9 protein-coding genes are annotated in these 16748 nt (G+C 51.6%); 6 read left to right on the forward strand and 3 right to left on the reverse strand.

Going from position 1 to position 16748, the window contains the following annotated elements:
- Positions 1-296 precede the first annotated feature (296 nt).
- Together rpoB and rpoC are read left to right on the forward strand one after the other, a co-directional pair.
- A complete protein-coding gene (gene rpoB / locus B036_RS0115770; RefSeq protein ID WP_044102840.1) occupies positions 297-4121 on the forward strand; it encodes a DNA-directed RNA polymerase subunit beta in 3825 nt (1274 codons plus the stop codon).
- A 240-nt stretch (positions 4122-4361) separates the two neighbouring features.
- Positions 4362-8741, forward strand: coding sequence for a DNA-directed RNA polymerase subunit beta' (gene rpoC, locus B036_RS0115775; protein ID WP_020569698.1), 4380 nt, complete (start codon positions 4362-4364; stop codon positions 8739-8741).
- Between the two features lie 100 nt (positions 8742-8841).
- Here the strand turns inward: rpoC and B036_RS32225 are convergent, their stop codons facing one another.
- On the reverse strand, positions 8842-10521 hold the full coding sequence (locus tag B036_RS32225; protein WP_052333967.1) for a M12 family metallopeptidase: 1680 nt from the start codon (positions 10519-10521) through the stop codon (positions 8842-8844).
- 143 nt (positions 10522-10664) lie between these two features.
- Between B036_RS32225 and B036_RS0115785 the strand changes: the two genes are divergently transcribed.
- Positions 10665-11786, forward strand: coding sequence for a tryptophan 2,3-dioxygenase family protein (locus B036_RS0115785; RefSeq protein ID WP_245557480.1), 1122 nt, complete (start codon positions 10665-10667; stop codon positions 11784-11786).
- 271 nt (positions 11787-12057) lie between these two features.
- On the opposite strand, the gene B036_RS0115790 is transcribed toward B036_RS0115785, so the two are convergent.
- Complete coding sequence (locus tag B036_RS0115790; RefSeq protein WP_020569701.1) at positions 12058-13146, reverse strand: XdhC family protein; 1089 nt, start codon at positions 13144-13146, stop codon at positions 12058-12060.
- Positions 13147-13336: 190 nt separating this feature from the next.
- On the opposite strand from B036_RS0115790, the gene B036_RS0115795 reads away from it, so the two are divergent.
- From B036_RS0115795 to B036_RS0115805, 3 genes are read left to right on the forward strand one after another with little or no spacing between them, the layout of a single operon-like run.
- A complete protein-coding gene (locus B036_RS0115795) occupies positions 13337-13813 on the forward strand; it encodes a DUF6428 family protein (RefSeq protein WP_020569702.1) in 477 nt (158 codons plus the stop codon).
- A 33-nt stretch (positions 13814-13846) separates the two neighbouring features.
- On the forward strand, positions 13847-14176 hold the full coding sequence (locus B036_RS0115800) for an ArsR/SmtB family transcription factor (RefSeq protein WP_020569703.1): 330 nt from the start codon (positions 13847-13849) through the stop codon (positions 14174-14176).
- Complete coding sequence (locus tag B036_RS0115805) at positions 14176-14793, forward strand: arsenate-mycothiol transferase ArsC (protein ID WP_020569704.1); 618 nt, start codon at positions 14176-14178, stop codon at positions 14791-14793. The genes B036_RS0115800 and B036_RS0115805 overlap by 1 nt, the downstream gene beginning before the upstream one ends.
- A 157-nt stretch (positions 14794-14950) precedes the next feature.
- On the opposite strand, the gene B036_RS0115810 is transcribed toward B036_RS0115805, so the two are convergent.
- Positions 14951-16741 carry a bifunctional isocitrate dehydrogenase kinase/phosphatase gene (locus tag B036_RS0115810; RefSeq protein WP_026232037.1) on the reverse strand — a complete coding sequence of 597 codons (1791 nt, stop codon included), beginning with the start codon at positions 16739-16741 and terminating at the stop codon, positions 14951-14953.
- Between the last annotated feature and the right edge of the window lie 7 nt (positions 16742-16748).

A 16748-nucleotide genomic window follows, 5' to 3' on the forward strand; every position in this document is an offset into this window, starting at 1 on the left:
GCTCCTACCAAGAAATAGTAGGGGGCAGTGCTCCGGTATTGCCCCCGCTACTTCTTACCAGCAAAAAGCGCAACGGGCGTTTTTTGACGGCTTAGCAGGCGTAAATGTCTGACTAGGCTATTTGCGTATAAAGAATTGCCGAAATGGCAAAACTTTTCGGGAAGAATAATTGTCTTATTTATTCGCAATCCCGAATCCCGCGGCCAGGTGTTATACCTGGCTCCCCCATAAATCCCCTCAGGCCCTATCCACCGCGGACGGACCGGACCTGGGCCAAATATAAAGGAAAACTGCTAATGACGTCAAACGGCCAGATCCTTAATGCTGAAGAACAACGGGTAAGCTTCGGCAAAATTAAGCTGACTGATCATTCCCCTGATCTCCTTGAAATCCAACTTAAATCATTCCAGGAATTTTTCCAGCTGGAAACAACGCCCGAGAACCGGGCTTTGGAAGGTTTATATCGGGTATTCCAGGAAAACTTCCCTATTTCCGATACCCGGAACATTTTTAACCTCGAATTCCTCGATTACTTCGTCGACCCGCCTCGATACACCATCCCTGAGTGTATGCAGCGTGGCCTTACTTACAGCGTTCCGCTGAAAGCTAAGCTCCGGTTGTCCTGTAATGATGAGGAACACGTGGACTTTAAGACCATCGAACAGGATGTATTCCTCGGAAACATCCCGTACATGACGCCTAAAGGTACCTTTGTTATCAATGGTGCTGAACGCGTTATTGTCTCTCAGCTGCATCGCAGCCCGGGGGTATTCTTTGGTCAGAACTTCCACCCCAACGGTACGGCAATATACTCTGCACGGGTTATTCCTTTTAAAGGAGCCTGGATGGAATTTGCTACCGACATCAATACGGTGATGTATGCTTACATCGACCGTAAGAAGAAATTCCCCGTTACCACTCTGCTGCGTGCCATCGGTTTCGACAGTGATAAATCCATCCTGGATCTCTTCGGCCTTGCCGATGAAGTACCCAATACCCGTGAAGCCCTTACTGCTGCTATCGACCGCAAGCTGGCTGCTCGTGTACTGCGTGCCTGGACGGAGGACTTCGTTGATGAAGATACCGGTGAACTCGTAATTCTGGAGCGTAACGAAATTATCCTCGAACGTGATACTATCCTTACAGAGGATAACATCGAGGAAATACTTGCTGCCGAAGGTATCGAGAACGTAATCCTGCAGAAGGAAGACGTTGGAATGGACTACAGCATTATCTATAATACGCTGCAGAAAGATCCTTCCAGCTCGGAGATAGAGGCCGTACAGTACATTTACCGTCAGCTACGTGGCAGCGATCCACCCGATGAAGAAACCGCCCGCGGTATCATCGACAAGCTGTTCTTCAGCGATAAGCGTTACAACCTCGGTGAGGTAGGCCGCTATAAGATTAACCGCAAGCTTAATGCCGGCACCGATGATGAAATCCTGGTACTTACTAAGGAAGATATCATCGCCATCGTTAAGTACCTCGTTGCACTGATGAACCAGCGTGCTGAGATCGATGATATCGACCACCTTAGCAACCGTCGTGTTCGTACCGTAGGAGAGCAGCTTTATGCTCAGTTCGGCGTCGGCCTTGCTCGTATGGCGCGTACCATCCGTGAGCGGATGAACGTTCGTGATAACGAAGTATTTACTCCGATCGATCTGATCAACGCCCGGACCCTGTCCAGTGTAATCAACTCTTTCTTTGGTACCAGCCAGCTGAGCCAGTTCCTTGACCAGACGAACCCACTCTCCGAAATCACGCACAAGCGTCGTATTTCTGCACTCGGACCTGGCGGTCTGAGTCGTGAGCGTGCGGGCTTTGAGGTTCGTGACGTTCACTACAGCCACTATGGCCGCCTGTGTACGATCGAAACCCCGGAAGGACCTAACATCGGTCTTATCTCTACGCTTTGCGTTCACGCCAAGGTAAACAAAATGGGCTTCCTCGAAACTCCCTACCGCGCTGTCGAAAACAGCAAGGTAGTGATGGATGGTGAGCCTATTTACCTGAGTGCGGAAGGCGAGGATTTTAAGAAAATCGCCCAGGCGAACTCGCTGATTGACGAAAAAGGAGCCTTCCTGAATACGGAGATCAAAGCCCGTGACCATGGAGATTTCCCCGTCCTCTCTCCCAAAGATCTGGAATTCATGGACGTAGCTCCTAACCAGATTGTGGGTGTTTCCGCCTCCATGATCCCGTTCCTGGAGAACGATGATGCCAACCGTGCCCTGATGGGCTCGAACATGCAGCGTCAGGCCGTTCCACTATTGCGCCCGGCAAGTCCGATCGTAGGAACCGGCCTCGAAGGCAAAGTTGCCCGCGATAGCCGCATGTTGGTAAATGCTGAAGGTGACGGTATCGTCGAGTACGTCGACGCCAACGAAATCATCGTTCGCTACGAACGTACCGAAGAAGACCGCCTGGTTTCTTTCGAAGATGACCGCGTTACTTACACGTTGATCAAGTTCCTCCGTACGAACCAGGGCACCTGCGTGAACCTGAAGCCGATCGTTCGCCGTGGCCAGAAAGTCAGAAAGGGCCAGATCCTTTGTGATGGTTACGCAACAGAAAAAGGCGAACTCGCCCTCGGCCAGAACATGAAGGTTGCCTTCATGCCATGGAAAGGTTACAACTTTGAGGATGCCATCGTACTCTCTGAGCGCGTTGTCCGCGAAGACGTCTTCACTTCACTGCACATCGAGCACTTCGAAATGGACGTGCGCGATACCAAGTTAGGTGAGGAAGAACTGACCAATGACATCCCTAACGTTTCTGAAGAAGCGACTAAGGACCTCGACGAGAACGGTATTATCCGCGTCGGTGCCTGGGTTAAGGAAGGTGACATCCTGATTGGTAAGATTACGCCTAAGGGCGAATCTGATCCTACGCCGGAAGAGAAACTCCTCCGTGCCATCTTCGGTGACAAAGCCGGTGATGTAAAGGATGCTTCCATGAAAGCCAGCCCTTCTTTGAAAGGTGTGGTTATTGGTAAGGACCTCTTTAGCAAGACCAAGAAAGATCAGTCTCAGAAGGACGCCGAAAAGATCAAACTCCAGAAGCTGGAGGATGAGCATAAGGTGAACCTGAACAAGCTTAAGACCTTACTGGTCGATAAGCTCGATAAGCTGGTTCGTGGTCGTGCCTCTCAGGGAGTAAACACCATCTACGGAGAGTCAGTAGTACCAAAGGGAGAGAAGTTCACGCAGTCTCTGCTTCGTGACCTCGATTACACTTCCGTTGACTACACGAACTGGACTACCAGCGAAGACCTCAACAGCCTCATCGCCCGCCTGCTGCATAACTTCAGCATTAAGGTGAACGAGGAAGTTGGTCGCTACAAGCGGGAAAGCTTCAACATCAGCGTCGGTGACGAACTGCCAGCAGGTGTGTTGAAGTTGGCTAAGGTATACCTCGCCAAGAAGCGTAAGCTGAAGGTGGGTGACAAACTTGCCGGCCGCCACGGTAACAAAGGTATCGTGTCTCGTATCGTTCGCGATGAGGACATGCCATTCCTGGAAGACGGTACCCCCGTTGACATCATCCTGAACCCGCTTGGTGTACCATCTCGTATGAACCTGGGCCAGATTTTCGAAACCGTCCTTGGTTGGGCAGGTGAGAAACTCGGCATGAAGTTCGGTACGCCGATCTTCGACGGTGCCAGCCAGGCAGAGATCGAGGAATACATTCAGGAGGCGAAGCTTCCGAGCCTCGGTCAAACCTACCTCTACGACGGTGAAACGGGTGACCGTTTCCACCAGCTCGCTACGGTTGGCGTGATCTACATGCTCAAGCTCAGCCACATGGTTGATGATAAGATGCACGCTCGTTCTATCGGGCCATACTCCCTCATTACACAGCAGCCGCTGGGTGGTAAGGCACAGTTTGGTGGCCAGCGCTTCGGCGAGATGGAAGTGTGGGCCCTTGAGGCCTTCGGTGCTGCCAACATTCTCCAGGAATTACTGACGATCAAGTCGGATGACATCCAGGGACGTGCTAAGGCATACGAAGCTATCGTCAAAGGTGATAACCTGCCGGAGCCCAACATTCCGGAGTCCTTCAACGTATTGGTGCACGAGCTTCGCGGCCTGGCACTTGATGTGAAGTTCGACTAATCTAGAAACTGGTTCTCAGGAACCAGGAACTAGAGCTCCGCAAGGAGCAGGCGTTCTCCAGATGGGAGGACGGATTAATTAAAAGTTAGCTTTTCTGGCGCGAACGCAGGTGCCATAGTAAAGGTTAAAGGAGCAAAGGAATAAGGGGTAAGGTAATACCCATCCTTTTATCCCTTGCTCCCTTCAACCCTTACTTCGCACCTGCGGCCGCGCCCTAAAAGCCTCCTTATAAAACGAAATATGGCATTCAAAAAGACTAACAGCATCCAGAAGCAGGACTTTGACGCCATCACCATTAGCCTTAGCTCCCCGGACGAGATCCTGGAGCGCAGCTACGGTGAGGTGCTTAAGCCTGAGACCATCAACTACCGCTCCTACAAGCCGGAGCGTGATGGTCTTTTCTGTGAGCGCATTTTTGGCCCCGTAAAGGATTACGAATGTTACTGTGGTAAGTACAAGCGTATCCGTTATAAGGGTATTGTATGTGACCGTTGTGGTGTCGAGGTGACCGAGAAAAAGGTCCGTCGTGAGCGCATGGGGCACATTCGCCTGGTAGTACCTGTGGTACACATCTGGTTCTTCAAGAGCTTGCCCAACAAGATTGCTTACCTGCTTGGGTTCTCTTCTAAGAACCTGGAAAGCATTATTTACTACGAACGCTACGTCGTCATCAATCCCGGTATCCGTGAAAGTGATGAGATTCATCATAAAGCGTTGATCACCGAAGAGCAGTACCTCGATATCCTCGAGACCCTGCCCGTGGAGAACCAACAGCTGGAAGATGGCCATCCGGATAAGTTCGTCGCCAAAATGGGTGCCGAAGCCGTTCGTGACTTGCTCGAAGGCCTGAAACTTGACGAACTGAGCGATCAGCTCCGTCACCAGGCTAACACCGAGACCAGCCAGCAGCGTAAGAGCGAAGCCCTGAAGCGCCTGCGCGTGGTAGAGGCTTTCCGTGATGCGCAGAAGCACATCGTGAATAAGCCGGAATGGACAATCATCCAGTACCTGCCCGTAGTTCCTCCGGAACTACGCCCGCTCGTACCATTGGATGGTGGCCGTTTTGCCTCTTCCGACCTTAACGACCTTTACCGTCGGGTAATCATCCGTAACAACCGCCTGAAGCGTCTTTTGGAGATCAAAGCTCCTGAAGTAATTCTTCGGAACGAGAAGCGGATGCTGCAGGAGGCTGTTGATAGTCTCTTCGACAACAGTCGTAAATCCAACGCTGTAAAAGCTGAGGGTGGACGTGCACTGAAGTCGCTCTCCGATATTCTTAAAGGTAAGCAGGGACGTTTCCGTCAGAACCTTCTTGGTAAGCGTGTCGACTATTCTGGTCGTTCCGTTATCGTGGTAGGTCCAACACTGAAGCTGCACGAATGTGGTATTCCTAAAGGAATGGCTGCTGAGCTCTTCAAACCTTTCGTAATCCGTAAGCTTATCGAGCGCGGTATCGTGAAGACGGTGAAGTCTGCCAAGAAACTTGTTGACCGCAAAGAACCCGTAATCTGGGAGATCCTGGAGAACATTCTGAAGGGTCACCCCGTAATGCTTAACCGGGCTCCGACGCTTCACCGTTTGTCGATCCAGAGTTTCCAGCCGAAACTGATTGAAGGTAAGGCAATCCAGCTGCACCCGCTTGTATGTTCTGCGTTCAACGCCGACTTCGACGGTGACCAGATGGCCGTTCACGTCCCACTGAGCCAGGCCGCTATTCTGGAGGCACAGGTGTTGATGCTTTCGAGCCACAACATGCTGAACCCACAGAACGGTACGCCGGTAACCCTTCCTTCACAGGATATGGTACTGGGTCTTTACTACATCACGAAAGAGCGCACTGCAACTGAAGAGCGCCCGGTTCCTGGTGAAGGCCGTAGGTTCTACAGCCCGGAAGAGGTAATGATTGCCTACAATGAAGGCAAACTGGACCTCCACGCTAAGATCAGCGTTCGTGTTCCCGTTGAAGTATTTGACGAAGAAGGTAATGCTTCCCTGAAGATAAAACTTTCGGAAACTACTACTGGTCGGGTCATCTTTAACAGTGCCATGCCAACGCAGGTACCGTTCCAGAACGTACTGTTGACTAAGAAAAACCTCAAGAAGGTGATCGGTGATATCATCGATCGGACCAACTTCGCCGTAACGGCGATCTTCCTTGATAAGATCAAGGATATGGGTTTCTTGTGGGCCTTCAAAGGCGGTCTGTCCTTTAACCTCGGCGACCTGATCACGCCTTCCGTAAAGGAAAAGGTACTGGTTCAAGCCCGTGCTGACGTCGATGACGTGATGGACAACTACAACATGGGTCTGATCACGAACAACGAACGTTACAACCAGATCATTGATAAGTGGACGTACGCGGATAACCAGATCACGACGACCTTGATGGAGGAACTCGCCGAGCATAAGCAAGGCTTCAACTCTGTTTACATGATGCTCCATTCTGGTGCCCGTGGTTCCACGCAGCAGATTAAGCAGCTTTGTGGTCTCCGTGGTCTGATGGCCAAGCCGAAGAAGAGTAATGATGCCGGCCCCGCCGTAATCGAAAACCCGATCCTCTCCAACTTCGTAGACGGACTATCGGTACTTGAGTACTTTATCTCTACGCACGGTGCCCGTAAGGGTCTGGCCGATACGGCCTTGAAGACTGCCGATGCTGGTTACCTGACGCGCCGTCTGGTAGACGTATCTCAGGATGTAGTCGTCATGGTTCATGACTGTGGTACCCTTCGTGGTATTGACACGCTGGCACTGAAAGAGAACGATAAGGTGATCGAAAGCCTGGAGAGCCGGATTGCTGGTCGCTTCGCGCTGGAAGACATCGTCCACCCGGTTACCGATGAGGTAATCGTTAAGGGAGATGAGTACATCGATGGTAAGACTGCTCACTACATTGAGCAGGAAGGTATCGAAGAAGTAACCATTCGTTCCGTGCTCACTTGTGAAGTAGAGCGTGGTGTTTGCCAAAAGTGTTACGGAAAGAACCTGGCTACCGGTCGGATGACCGAAATTGGTGATGCCGTAGGTATCATTGCTGCTCAATCAATCGGTGAACCGGGAACCCAGCTGACACTGCGTACTTTCCACGTAGGTGGTACTGCATCGGTAACCCGGGCAGAAAGCGAACTGACCTCTAAGTTCAACGGTATGATCGTCTTCGAAGACATTCGTACGGTTGAAGCAGAAGATGACATGGGCGATAAGAAAAATATCGTACTGTCTCGTTCTGGTGAGATTCGGATCGTCGATCCGGAGACCAAGAAAGTCTTTACGACGCAGCACATCCCCTACGGTGGTACGCTCTTCGTCACAGACGGGCAAACAGTGAAGAAAGGTGAGGTTATCGTAGAGTGGGATCCCTACAACGCGGTGATTGTTTCCGAATTCCTTGGTGTGGCGCGCTTCAGTGATATTGAAGAAGGCGTTACTTTCCGGACCGAGCGTGACGATCAGACGGGCTTCGAAGAGAAGGTTGTCATCGAGACACGTGACCGTAAGAAAATCCCGACCATCACCATTGTGAGCAAGGAGGGAGAAGAACTGCGTCAATACAACCTGCCGGTTGGTGCTTACATCAGTATCGAAGACGGTGCTGCTGTAGCGACTGGTCAGCAGATCGTAAAGCTGCCGCGTAAAGGTGGTAAGATTGCGGATATCACCGGTGGTCTGCCGCGGGTAACGGAGCTTTTCGAAGCGCGTAACCCAAGTAACCCAGCCGTAGTATCTGAAATCGACGGTATTGTAACCTTCAGTAAGAAGATCAAACGTGGTAACCGCGAATTGATCGTGGAAGCGAAAGATGGTCAGAAGCGCAAGTACCTGATCAACCTTAGCAAGCACATTCTGGTCCAGGATCAGGATTTCGTTCGCGCGGGAATGCCACTGTCTGACGGTGCGATTGCTCCACGCGATATTCTTGACATCAAAGGTCCTTTTGCCGTACAGACCTACCTGGTCAACGGCGTACAGGAAGTTTACCGTTCACAGGGTATTACCATCAACAATAAGCACATTGAGAGTATCGTCCGCCAGATGATGCGCCGGGTGCAAATCGTTGACCAGGGTGATACTACTTTCCTCGAAGGGGAAGCAGTGGAACGCTACGAGTTCTTTAAGCAGAACGATTGGATCTTCGACAAGAAGGTGATTACCGACAGCGGTGAAAGCGAAACCTTCCGTCCGGGCCGTATCGTAACGATGCGTGAAGTACGTGAGGAGAACAGCCGCCTTAAGCGCGAGGACATGAAGACGATGACCTTCCGCGACGCGCAGGCTGCGACCAGCTTCCCGCTGCTGCAGGGTATCACCAAGTCTTCCCTCGGTACACCGAGCTGGATTTCTGCCGCATCCTTCCAGGAAACGACCAAGGTGCTCAGCACGGCTGCGATTGCAGCCAAGCAGGATTACCTCGAAGGCCTGAAGGAGAACGTTATCGTAGGTAAGCGGATCCCGGCTGGTACGGGCATGCGCAAGTACGATCGACTGTTCGTTACGACGCAGGAGGCTCAGGATCAGTGGGAGGCCCGTCAGGCTGCCTTCGCTGAAGAAGAGGCTGCCGCCCGGGCTACTGAAGAAGCGAGCGTTGTCTCTGCTACTTCTTCGTTCGACGACGGACTGTAAATACTTTGCGCTGCGGCGCAACTGAATAGATAGGGAAACGCCCCGCTGACTGTTGTTGGCGGGGCGTTTTTAGTTGAAACTTCTGGCTCGAAGAGTAAAATCAATTACCGTACCAACGAAGTACATCAGTTAGGCCATCCCCATTAAAGTCACCGAGTACAAGGTCCTGTTTGGTGAAATCTGAGCCATTAATGGTGCGCCAGTTGGTGTCGGCATTGTCGCTTACGCGCCAGCTATCGCCGTCAGCCATAAAGATGTCATCGGTATTATCACCGTTAAATTTCCCAACCATGAGGTAGCCGATGGCATAGTCGGAGCCATTGATTGTCCGCCAGTTGGTGTTAGCGTTGTCGCTAATTTCCCAGTTGTCGCCGTCGGCAAGAAGGATGTCATCGTAGGCATCTCCGGCGAAGTTGCCGACGATGAGGTCTCTACGATGATAGTCGCTGCCATTGATGGTTATCCAGTTGGTTCTGGCAGCATCGGAGACCCGCCAGTTGTTACCATTGGCTACCATTATATCGTCCCGGGTATCACCGTAAAAATTTCCTACCAAGAGGTCCGCTTTCTGGAAGTCACTGCCGTTAACGGTGACCCAGTTGGTATTTGCTCCGGAGGAGATTCGCCAGGAATCGCCATCGGCGAGTAAAACGTCTGCCTTGTTGTCGGTATCGAAATAGCCGATCAATAACTTATCACTACGGTAATCGCTTCCGTTGACGGTGAACCACGGGGCTGTAGCAGAGTAACTGACCTGCCAGTTGCTACCAGTGGTCCAGAGCAAGTCATCGCTGCCGTCTCCATTGAAGTCACCTACTAGTAAACCTTTTGAATCAACCTGGGTGTTGTGGACGAACTGCCAGTTCGTACTCCCTCCGTAAGAAATAAGGTAGCCTTCACTTTCACCGCAGAAACTGGCGTTAGGGTAGAGGTCATTGATCCCGGCAATATCCCCTTGGCTGAGACTGAGACGCTGGCCGATGATGGTCCCTGGCGCCGCTGGCGGGGTTTTTATCCTAATGGTTGCCCCCCCGTTCTTGGTGAAGGCCTTTTCAGGGTAATGCATGATGGAGCCGTAGTCATAAGTCCCGTGATTGTTGATGGTTCCGGCCTGATACTTAATGAAGTTGTTTTCGTAACCGGCGATGATATTCTCGAAATGAACAGTGATGTAATCGTCGCGGTCACTTCTGCATTGTTCATGGTACACACCGGCTGCGTGCAGAATTTCGTGGATAACGGAGCCTTTGCCACAGGAAGTGGTAATGTCGATGTTCTGGCGACCACCCGTCATGCCAATGTGAGAGCTGCAGCCTTGTTGAGCAATGAAATGCACGTAGTTTTCGTGGTTATGACGAGGAGTCAGGCAAAGGTTGGTCTGGTCAATCACTTCCTGAATGGCAGCTTCGATAGTAGCTTTTGCGGGATGATTAGCTGGAATGTGGTAGGGTATAACACCGCCGGGCCATTGTTCGCTGGGAACAACAATGGTAGCTGCCCGGTTGGGGAATTCAGAGACGTCTCCGAGCAGAATGTCCCCCTCAATGAAAAGCTGGCCATTGACCTCTTCAACGGTCATTTGCTGCGTGAGGCCAAGAAGGGGAAGTGTAACCTCCATTTGGCGAGGAGTAATGATAGTGCCGTGATGATATTCAGGTGGTAACTCAGTAAGGGCCACCGGCTGTGGGGTAGTTTCGGGATCCGGGATGGTGATGTCTTCTGGGTCGCAGGAGAAAAGAAGTGCAAGAAGTAAAGCAGGGAGGAGTGTTAGGTAACGCATGGTTTGTATGTGTTTTGATTTGTCACCTGATTGCAGGGGAGCAATTTCCTTACTCCTTCCATCTGTTAAGTAATCGTTATCGTTTATTGAGCACAAAAAATTATCGATTAAATGGTGATAAAAATCAGTCCAACTAAACCCCAATGCAATTGTACCTTGCATTCATGAGTAAGCAGGAGAAATACGCCACCATCCACTACCACAAGTACCTGGAGATCGACCAGTTGCTCTCGTTGCAGAAAAACCGTAGTGCGGCGCTGGGCGAGAATGCCCATGATGAGACGTTGTTCATCATCATGCACCAGGTCTATGAATTGTGGTTCAAACAGATCATGACGGAACTGGATTCGGTTACGGTATTGTTCCGGGAGGAACGGGTGAACGCCGACAACATGAATACGGTGCTGCTGCGGCTAAAACGTATTTCGACCATCATTAGCCTGATGGTGGAGCAGATCCACGTGATGGAAACTCTTACACCACTGGACTTCCTGGACTTCCGGGATTATCTCTTCCCAGCTTCCGGCTTCCAGAGCATGCAGTTCCGGATGATAGAATCTACGCTGGGACTACGGGAGGAAGACCGGATGACCTACCACGGCAAATCCTACAAAATCGTATTTACGGAGGAACAACAGGCACGTCTGGATGCCATCGAACAAGGAGGGAGCCTCTTTGAGTTGGTCGAAAAATGGCTGGAGCGGACCCCTTTTCTGCAGTTTGAGGGTTTTGACTTTTTGTCCTCCTATAAGTCAGCAGTGGACCGTATGCTCGCTAAGGAGCAGGGGAACATCACTGGCAGCGAATATTTGTCGGACAAAATGAAAGCGCTGCGCCTGAAAATGTTGGGCGACTCTAACAGTTACTTCAAGCACGTACTTTCACGAGAAGAACACGAGCGGATGATGGCGAATGGTGAATGTCGTCTCTCGTATCGGGCGACAATTGCAGCCTTGCTCATTAATTTGTATCGTGATAAGCCCATCCTGAATATTCCCTTTAATTTGTTGACCGAATTGATGAATATTGACGAGTTACTCACAACCTGGCGTTATCGTCATGCACAGATGGTTATGCGGATGATCGGGAATAAGATCGGTACGGGTGGTTCGTCCGGACATGATTACCTGGCGGCAACTGCTGAGAAGCACAAGATCTTTAAGGACCTGCATAATATCAGTTCTTTGCTGATCCCGCGATCAGAACTGCCAGCGTTGCCGGCAGCGGTGGAACGGGAACTCGGATTTTGGTACGGAAGGTCTTAGTTAGTTTGTAATTCAGTAGCTCTCTGATCTACAGCTTCTAAGCGTTTTGTTCATCAAAGCGAACCGACACAAAAAAAGGCGTGACCCCAACTTAAAGTCGGGGTCACGCCGTAAAATACTCGAAAAGTAGTGTGTATGAAGAGCAAATATATGGTATTTGCCTTAAGGTTGATGTGGTGAAATGGCAGAAAGGGTAAGCCAAATGGTTTTTATGCGGGGTTTGGGCGATTTGGCGGCGGGTTTTCAGACAAGATTTGCTTGGAAAAGCAGACTAATGAATGCTTCCTTTCCGATCGCGAAGCGCTTTTCCGTTACGGTTACGAAAGACCATGATCACTTCACTGACAAGACTGGTGGCGATTTCTTCCGGGGTTTCAGCGCCAATATCGAGGCCGATGGGGGAGTAGAGGTTGGCGAAAGCCAGGAGGTCGAGGTTTGGCAGTTCGGTGGCCATGCTTTCTACGCGCTTCCTTGGGCCGAGCATTCCGAGGTAACGGGGTTGGCGAGGAAGGAAATGTTCTACCATTCGGCGGTCCCAATCAAAGTCATGCGACATCAGCGCAATGGCGGTGGCTTGGTCAATGATGATGTTACTGACTTCGGCATAATCAACTAGTTGATCCGCGAGGCTGGCGATTTCGGCGGTGAATTTCCGGCGTGGGCCGACAACGGTTGTCCGCCAGCCTAATTGCCGCGCAGCGGCAAGTGCGGCGGGAATGTCGTAGTTCGTTCCGGTGACGACAAGGTGAATCTCTGGTTGGATGATCTCGAAGAGTACCGGCGTTTGCCTTCCGGCAGTATTGGTGATTTTTGCAACTTTGGTACGACCAGCCTGGAGGTATTCCTCCGCCAGGTGTTTTAATGCCGGTGTCTTCACGTCGAGGTAGTCGGCAAGATGATCAAGCTGATCCGGAGCATAAAGGTAAACGGGGGGGGGAGAGCTGTCGTGACCCGCCAATAACCTGGCGAAAAGACGGGGTTCACGGGTAGCGGTCACTTCACGGAGTACTTCCAATTCGTTGGCTGGGTCATGATAATCGATGGGGAGGAACAGGACTTTGATCCTGCCGTTGCAACCGAGACCTATGCCGATGACTTCGTCTTCTCCATCGAGGGTGTCGTATACATGAAAGGAAGGTACTTTGGCCAGAATGGCGCGCCGGGCGCGCCGTAGCGCGTCCCCTTCCAGACACCCTCCGCTGATGCCTCCGGTGAAACGGCCGTCTTCAGCCACCAGCAGGCGGGCACCGACCCTTCGGTAAGAAGATTGTTCCACTTCAACCACAATGGCCAGAGCGGCTGGAACATCTTCTACTTTCAACTGGTCGTAGAGGGTGATGATTTGACGTATCTCTTTCATATTTATTAGCTCCTCGATCGGGCTCCCAAAACTACCATTTTTGAGGGCAACGCAAAAGAAGCACAACAAAAAGGAATTGCAGCTTGTTAGATTGATAGCAATATAGCTATATTTGCATTGAGGCTGATTGATCCCCTGAAAAGATTCGAGCTAAGCTTCGATAACATGATAACCACATAACCAGACTGCCATGACTGTTTCCCAAATAAAAGCTAACCTCTCCGCCCACGAAACCCTGCTCTTCCAGCTTCCTGATGGCACCAGCGTCCCCGCCCACTTCCACGTCACAGAAGTTGGAGAAGTAACGAAGCGCTTCATCGATTGTGGCGGAACGCTCCGCCAGGAACGTCTGGTCAGTCTTCAACTTTGGAGCGCCAACGATTATAATCACCGCCTGCACCCCGGGAAACTGGTAAGCATTATTGAACTGGCCGAAAAGCAACTTGGCCTGGGCGATCTTGAGATCGAAGTAGAATACCAGGGGCCCGATACCATCTCGAAGTATAGCCTTGATGCAGGTAAGAATGGTACCTTGTTGCTCGCCAGTAAGCATACCGACTGCCTGGCTAAAAGCGACTGTGGAATACCGTTGCCCAAGCAGGCTGTTTCCCTGGCTGGTTTTGTGGCTAAGAAAACGGAATGTACGCCGGGGGGAGGTTGTTGCTAATCATCAATCACCAATCAAGAATCAACACTTACCATGGGCCTGACCAAAACCGACGCCTACACCCCCGATCAAATCCGGATCGCGGAATTGTGCAAAGCCATCGGCCATCCGGCGAGGGTGGCCATACTACAGAAATTGCTGACCGTAGAGTGTTGTATCTCCAGAGATTTCAGCGATGAGATAGACCTTTCTCAACCTACGATTTCCCGACATCTGCAGGAACTGAAAACTGTGGGCCTGATCGCTGGTACGATTGAAGGCACCAGTGTGAGTTATTGCATCAATCCGGAACGCTGGCGGGAGGTGCAGGGCTTCATCAATGGCCTGTTCGAGTTGTATGGTAAGGAAAATAATTGTTGTTAATGGAGCCTACTTTTTATCCTGAACTTGCCAGTACGATTGCCTTGCTGGAACAAGGCTTTGCAGACATTCCTGAGCAGCGCCGGCAACGATTGGCTCAATTGGCTGATTATGCCACTAACCGGGCGGGGCAGCCCGTAAGGCTCAATTTCATCTGTACGCATAACTCCCGGCGCAGCCACCTGGGGATGATCTGGGCGGCGGTAGCAGCGGCGCATTATGGCCTGGAAAACGTCCATACCTACTCCGGTGGGACGGAGGCTACGGCCTTTAATCCACGCGCAGTAGCTGCGCTGAAACGGGCTGGTTTCCGGATAGTATCTCCCGGAGGAGACAACCCGCACTACAGGGTGTCTTTCGCTGAGGGGGAGCTACCGTTGGCGTGTTTTTCCAAAGTGTACAACCATCCGGATAACCCGCAGCAGGATTTTGCAGCGATCATGACGTGTTCCGATGCTGACGAAAATTGTCCGCTGATATCAGGCGCATCGTTCCGGCTGCCGCTTACTTATGAGGACCCTAAGGTGGCGGATGATACGCCGCAGGAAGGGGAGCGGTATGATGAGCGGGTGGCGCAGATTGGTCGGGAGATGTTGTATGCTTTTTCTTTGGTTAAATGATTTGGGGAGGCTTAGTTTCTCTGATCTGGTCTACCGGCTTTAACTAAGCTATAACAAATCCAGTTCAAATTTTGAATGGTCTGCGTCTGACGGTCTAATCTCAAATTCTATCCAACCTACGCAGGATTAGAAATCGCTAAAGGCGAAGGGTAATCAGTCACCGCAAAAACCGATACTTAGTCCGGTAAGGATAAACATCCATGATCTCTCCCGCTTGCAGCCGCTCTTTCAGGTCATTCCAGAAGTCGGCGTCAAAGATCTCCCCGTGTATCTCCCGCAGATAGGTCAGGTTTGGGCCGGAGCGCATCAGGAAGCCCGGGAATTCTTCGGGGAAGATGTCGTTGGGGCGGACGGAGTACCACGGCGCGCTCGCCATCTCCTGCTCGTGGGTCTTTGCCTCAGGGATATGGCGGAAGTTGCAGTCGGTGACGAGTTCGATTTCGTCGTAGTCGTAAAAAACTACCCGCTTTACCCTGGTAACGCCGAAGTTCTTTAGCAGCAGGTCGCCGGGGAAAATGTTGGCGGCAGCGAGTTGCTTGATGGCCCGGCCATAGTCGCGCAGTGCTTTTTTGGCGTCCTCTTCATTGGCTTCGTTGAGGTAAAGGTTTAGCGGGGTCATCTTCTTTTCCACGTAGACGTGGGAGATGAGTACGGTGTCTTCCGTTACTTCGACTTTGGTGGCAGCAGTCTCCCGCAGCTCCGCCAGGCATTCGGGGGAGAAACGGTCGAGGGGTAGGGCGAGCTTTTCGAAGAGGTAGCTGTCGGCCATTCGCCCAACGCGATCGTGGCGTTTCACCAGGTCATACTTTTCTTTAACGACGGCGGGGGTTACTTGCTTTGGCGGAGCGAATTTGTCGCGGATGATTTTGAAGACCATGTTCAGCGTTGGCATGGTGAATACGTACATCACCATCCCGGCGATGCCGGGGGCCGTGATGAAGTCCTCTCTTTGCTCCTTTGTCTCTTCCAGGGCATCCTGCGGCCGCGCCCCTTTCTCCCTTCCCCCCTTTCCTTCCTTAGTCTTTCGAAAGTGCCGGACCAACTCCCGGTAGAAGACCGTTTTGCCATGTTTTTCGAACCCGATGGCATTGTACAGCTCACTGATGGCCTTGGTGGGCATGAAGGTGTGCAGAAAATCGACCATGTCGCTGGGTACCGTAATGTCCGCAAGAAAATACGAGCGGTGGTAACTGAAAATAGAGGTTACCTGATCGGCTTCCAGCAATAGCGCATCGATTAAAAGGCCTTTGCCTTCGGGGTGTAGCAGCGGTAGAATGAACGGTACAATGGTGCCATTCTTTAAGAACCGACCCACGATGTAGGCTGATTTATTCCGGTAGAACAGGGAGCTAAGTACTTCCAGCCGATCATCGGGTGACCGGCCGCCATGTTCATCGATGTGTTGCTGCCAGCGTTGAGCTACCAGCGTAATATCAGCTTTCTTATCATCCCACGGCGCGTCAAAGGGGAACGCTGCAAGTAGTTCTTCCAGTAGTTCTTCCAGGTTGCGCGTGCCCAGGTCATAGTCCATACTAATTGTAGCCAGTCCCTGGTATTCACGGTAGCTGCTGGTACGGGAAACGAACATCAGGTCCCGGTTAGCCCCAACCTGGTGAAAGTGCCGGTACACGGAGTTGTAGAAGGTCTCGGCAATATTCTTGGTATTGAAATGGGCAATTTCTTCCGCATAGGCGGCTTTTACCTTTGCCCAAAAAGCGGCGTCGAAAGACTGTTCTTTCAGCAACTGGACTACTTCGCGGGCGGTTTCGTCCACATCGTCCCGGTACAGGGTGATCCGTCCACGGGCGTCTGCCTGTATGCCGTGCCAGTCGCGCTGCTCAAAGCGGATGCGGGCCCGTTTGGTAATCAACTTGAAGCGATAGTAGTAGTCCATATAGCCCATGAGGAACTGGTGGGCTACGTCGAAATGGCGGAGGGCTTGGAACATGGATTGG

Source organism: Neolewinella persica DSM 23188, assembly GCF_000373105.1.
Taxonomy (GTDB): domain Bacteria; phylum Bacteroidota; class Bacteroidia; order Chitinophagales; family Saprospiraceae; genus Neolewinella; species Neolewinella persica.

Excerpts from the sequence above, each read along its gene's own strand:
- rpoB (WP_044102840.1), top strand. The coding sequence starts at position 297 with ATGACGTCAAACGGCCAGATCCTTAATGCTGAAGAACAACGGGTAAGC.
- rpoC (WP_020569698.1), top strand. The coding sequence starts at position 4,362 with ATGGCATTCAAAAAGACTAACAGCATCCAGAAGCAGGACTTTGACGCC.
- B036_RS32225 (WP_052333967.1), bottom strand. The coding sequence starts at position 10,521 with ATGCGTTACCTAACACTCCTCCCTGCTTTACTTCTTGCACTTCTTTTC.
- B036_RS0115785 (WP_245557480.1), top strand. The coding sequence starts at position 10,665 with ATGCAATTGTACCTTGCATTCATGAGTAAGCAGGAGAAATACGCCACC.
- B036_RS0115790 (WP_020569701.1), bottom strand. The coding sequence starts at position 13,146 with ATGAAAGAGATACGTCAAATCATCACCCTCTACGACCAGTTGAAAGTA.
- B036_RS0115795 (WP_020569702.1), top strand. The coding sequence starts at position 13,337 with ATGACTGTTTCCCAAATAAAAGCTAACCTCTCCGCCCACGAAACCCTG.
- B036_RS0115800 (WP_020569703.1), top strand. The coding sequence starts at position 13,847 with ATGGGCCTGACCAAAACCGACGCCTACACCCCCGATCAAATCCGGATC.
- B036_RS0115805 (WP_020569704.1), top strand. The coding sequence starts at position 14,176 with ATGGAGCCTACTTTTTATCCTGAACTTGCCAGTACGATTGCCTTGCTG.
- B036_RS0115810 (WP_026232037.1), bottom strand. The coding sequence starts at position 16,741 with ATGTTCCAAGCCCTCCGCCATTTCGACGTAGCCCACCAGTTCCTCATG.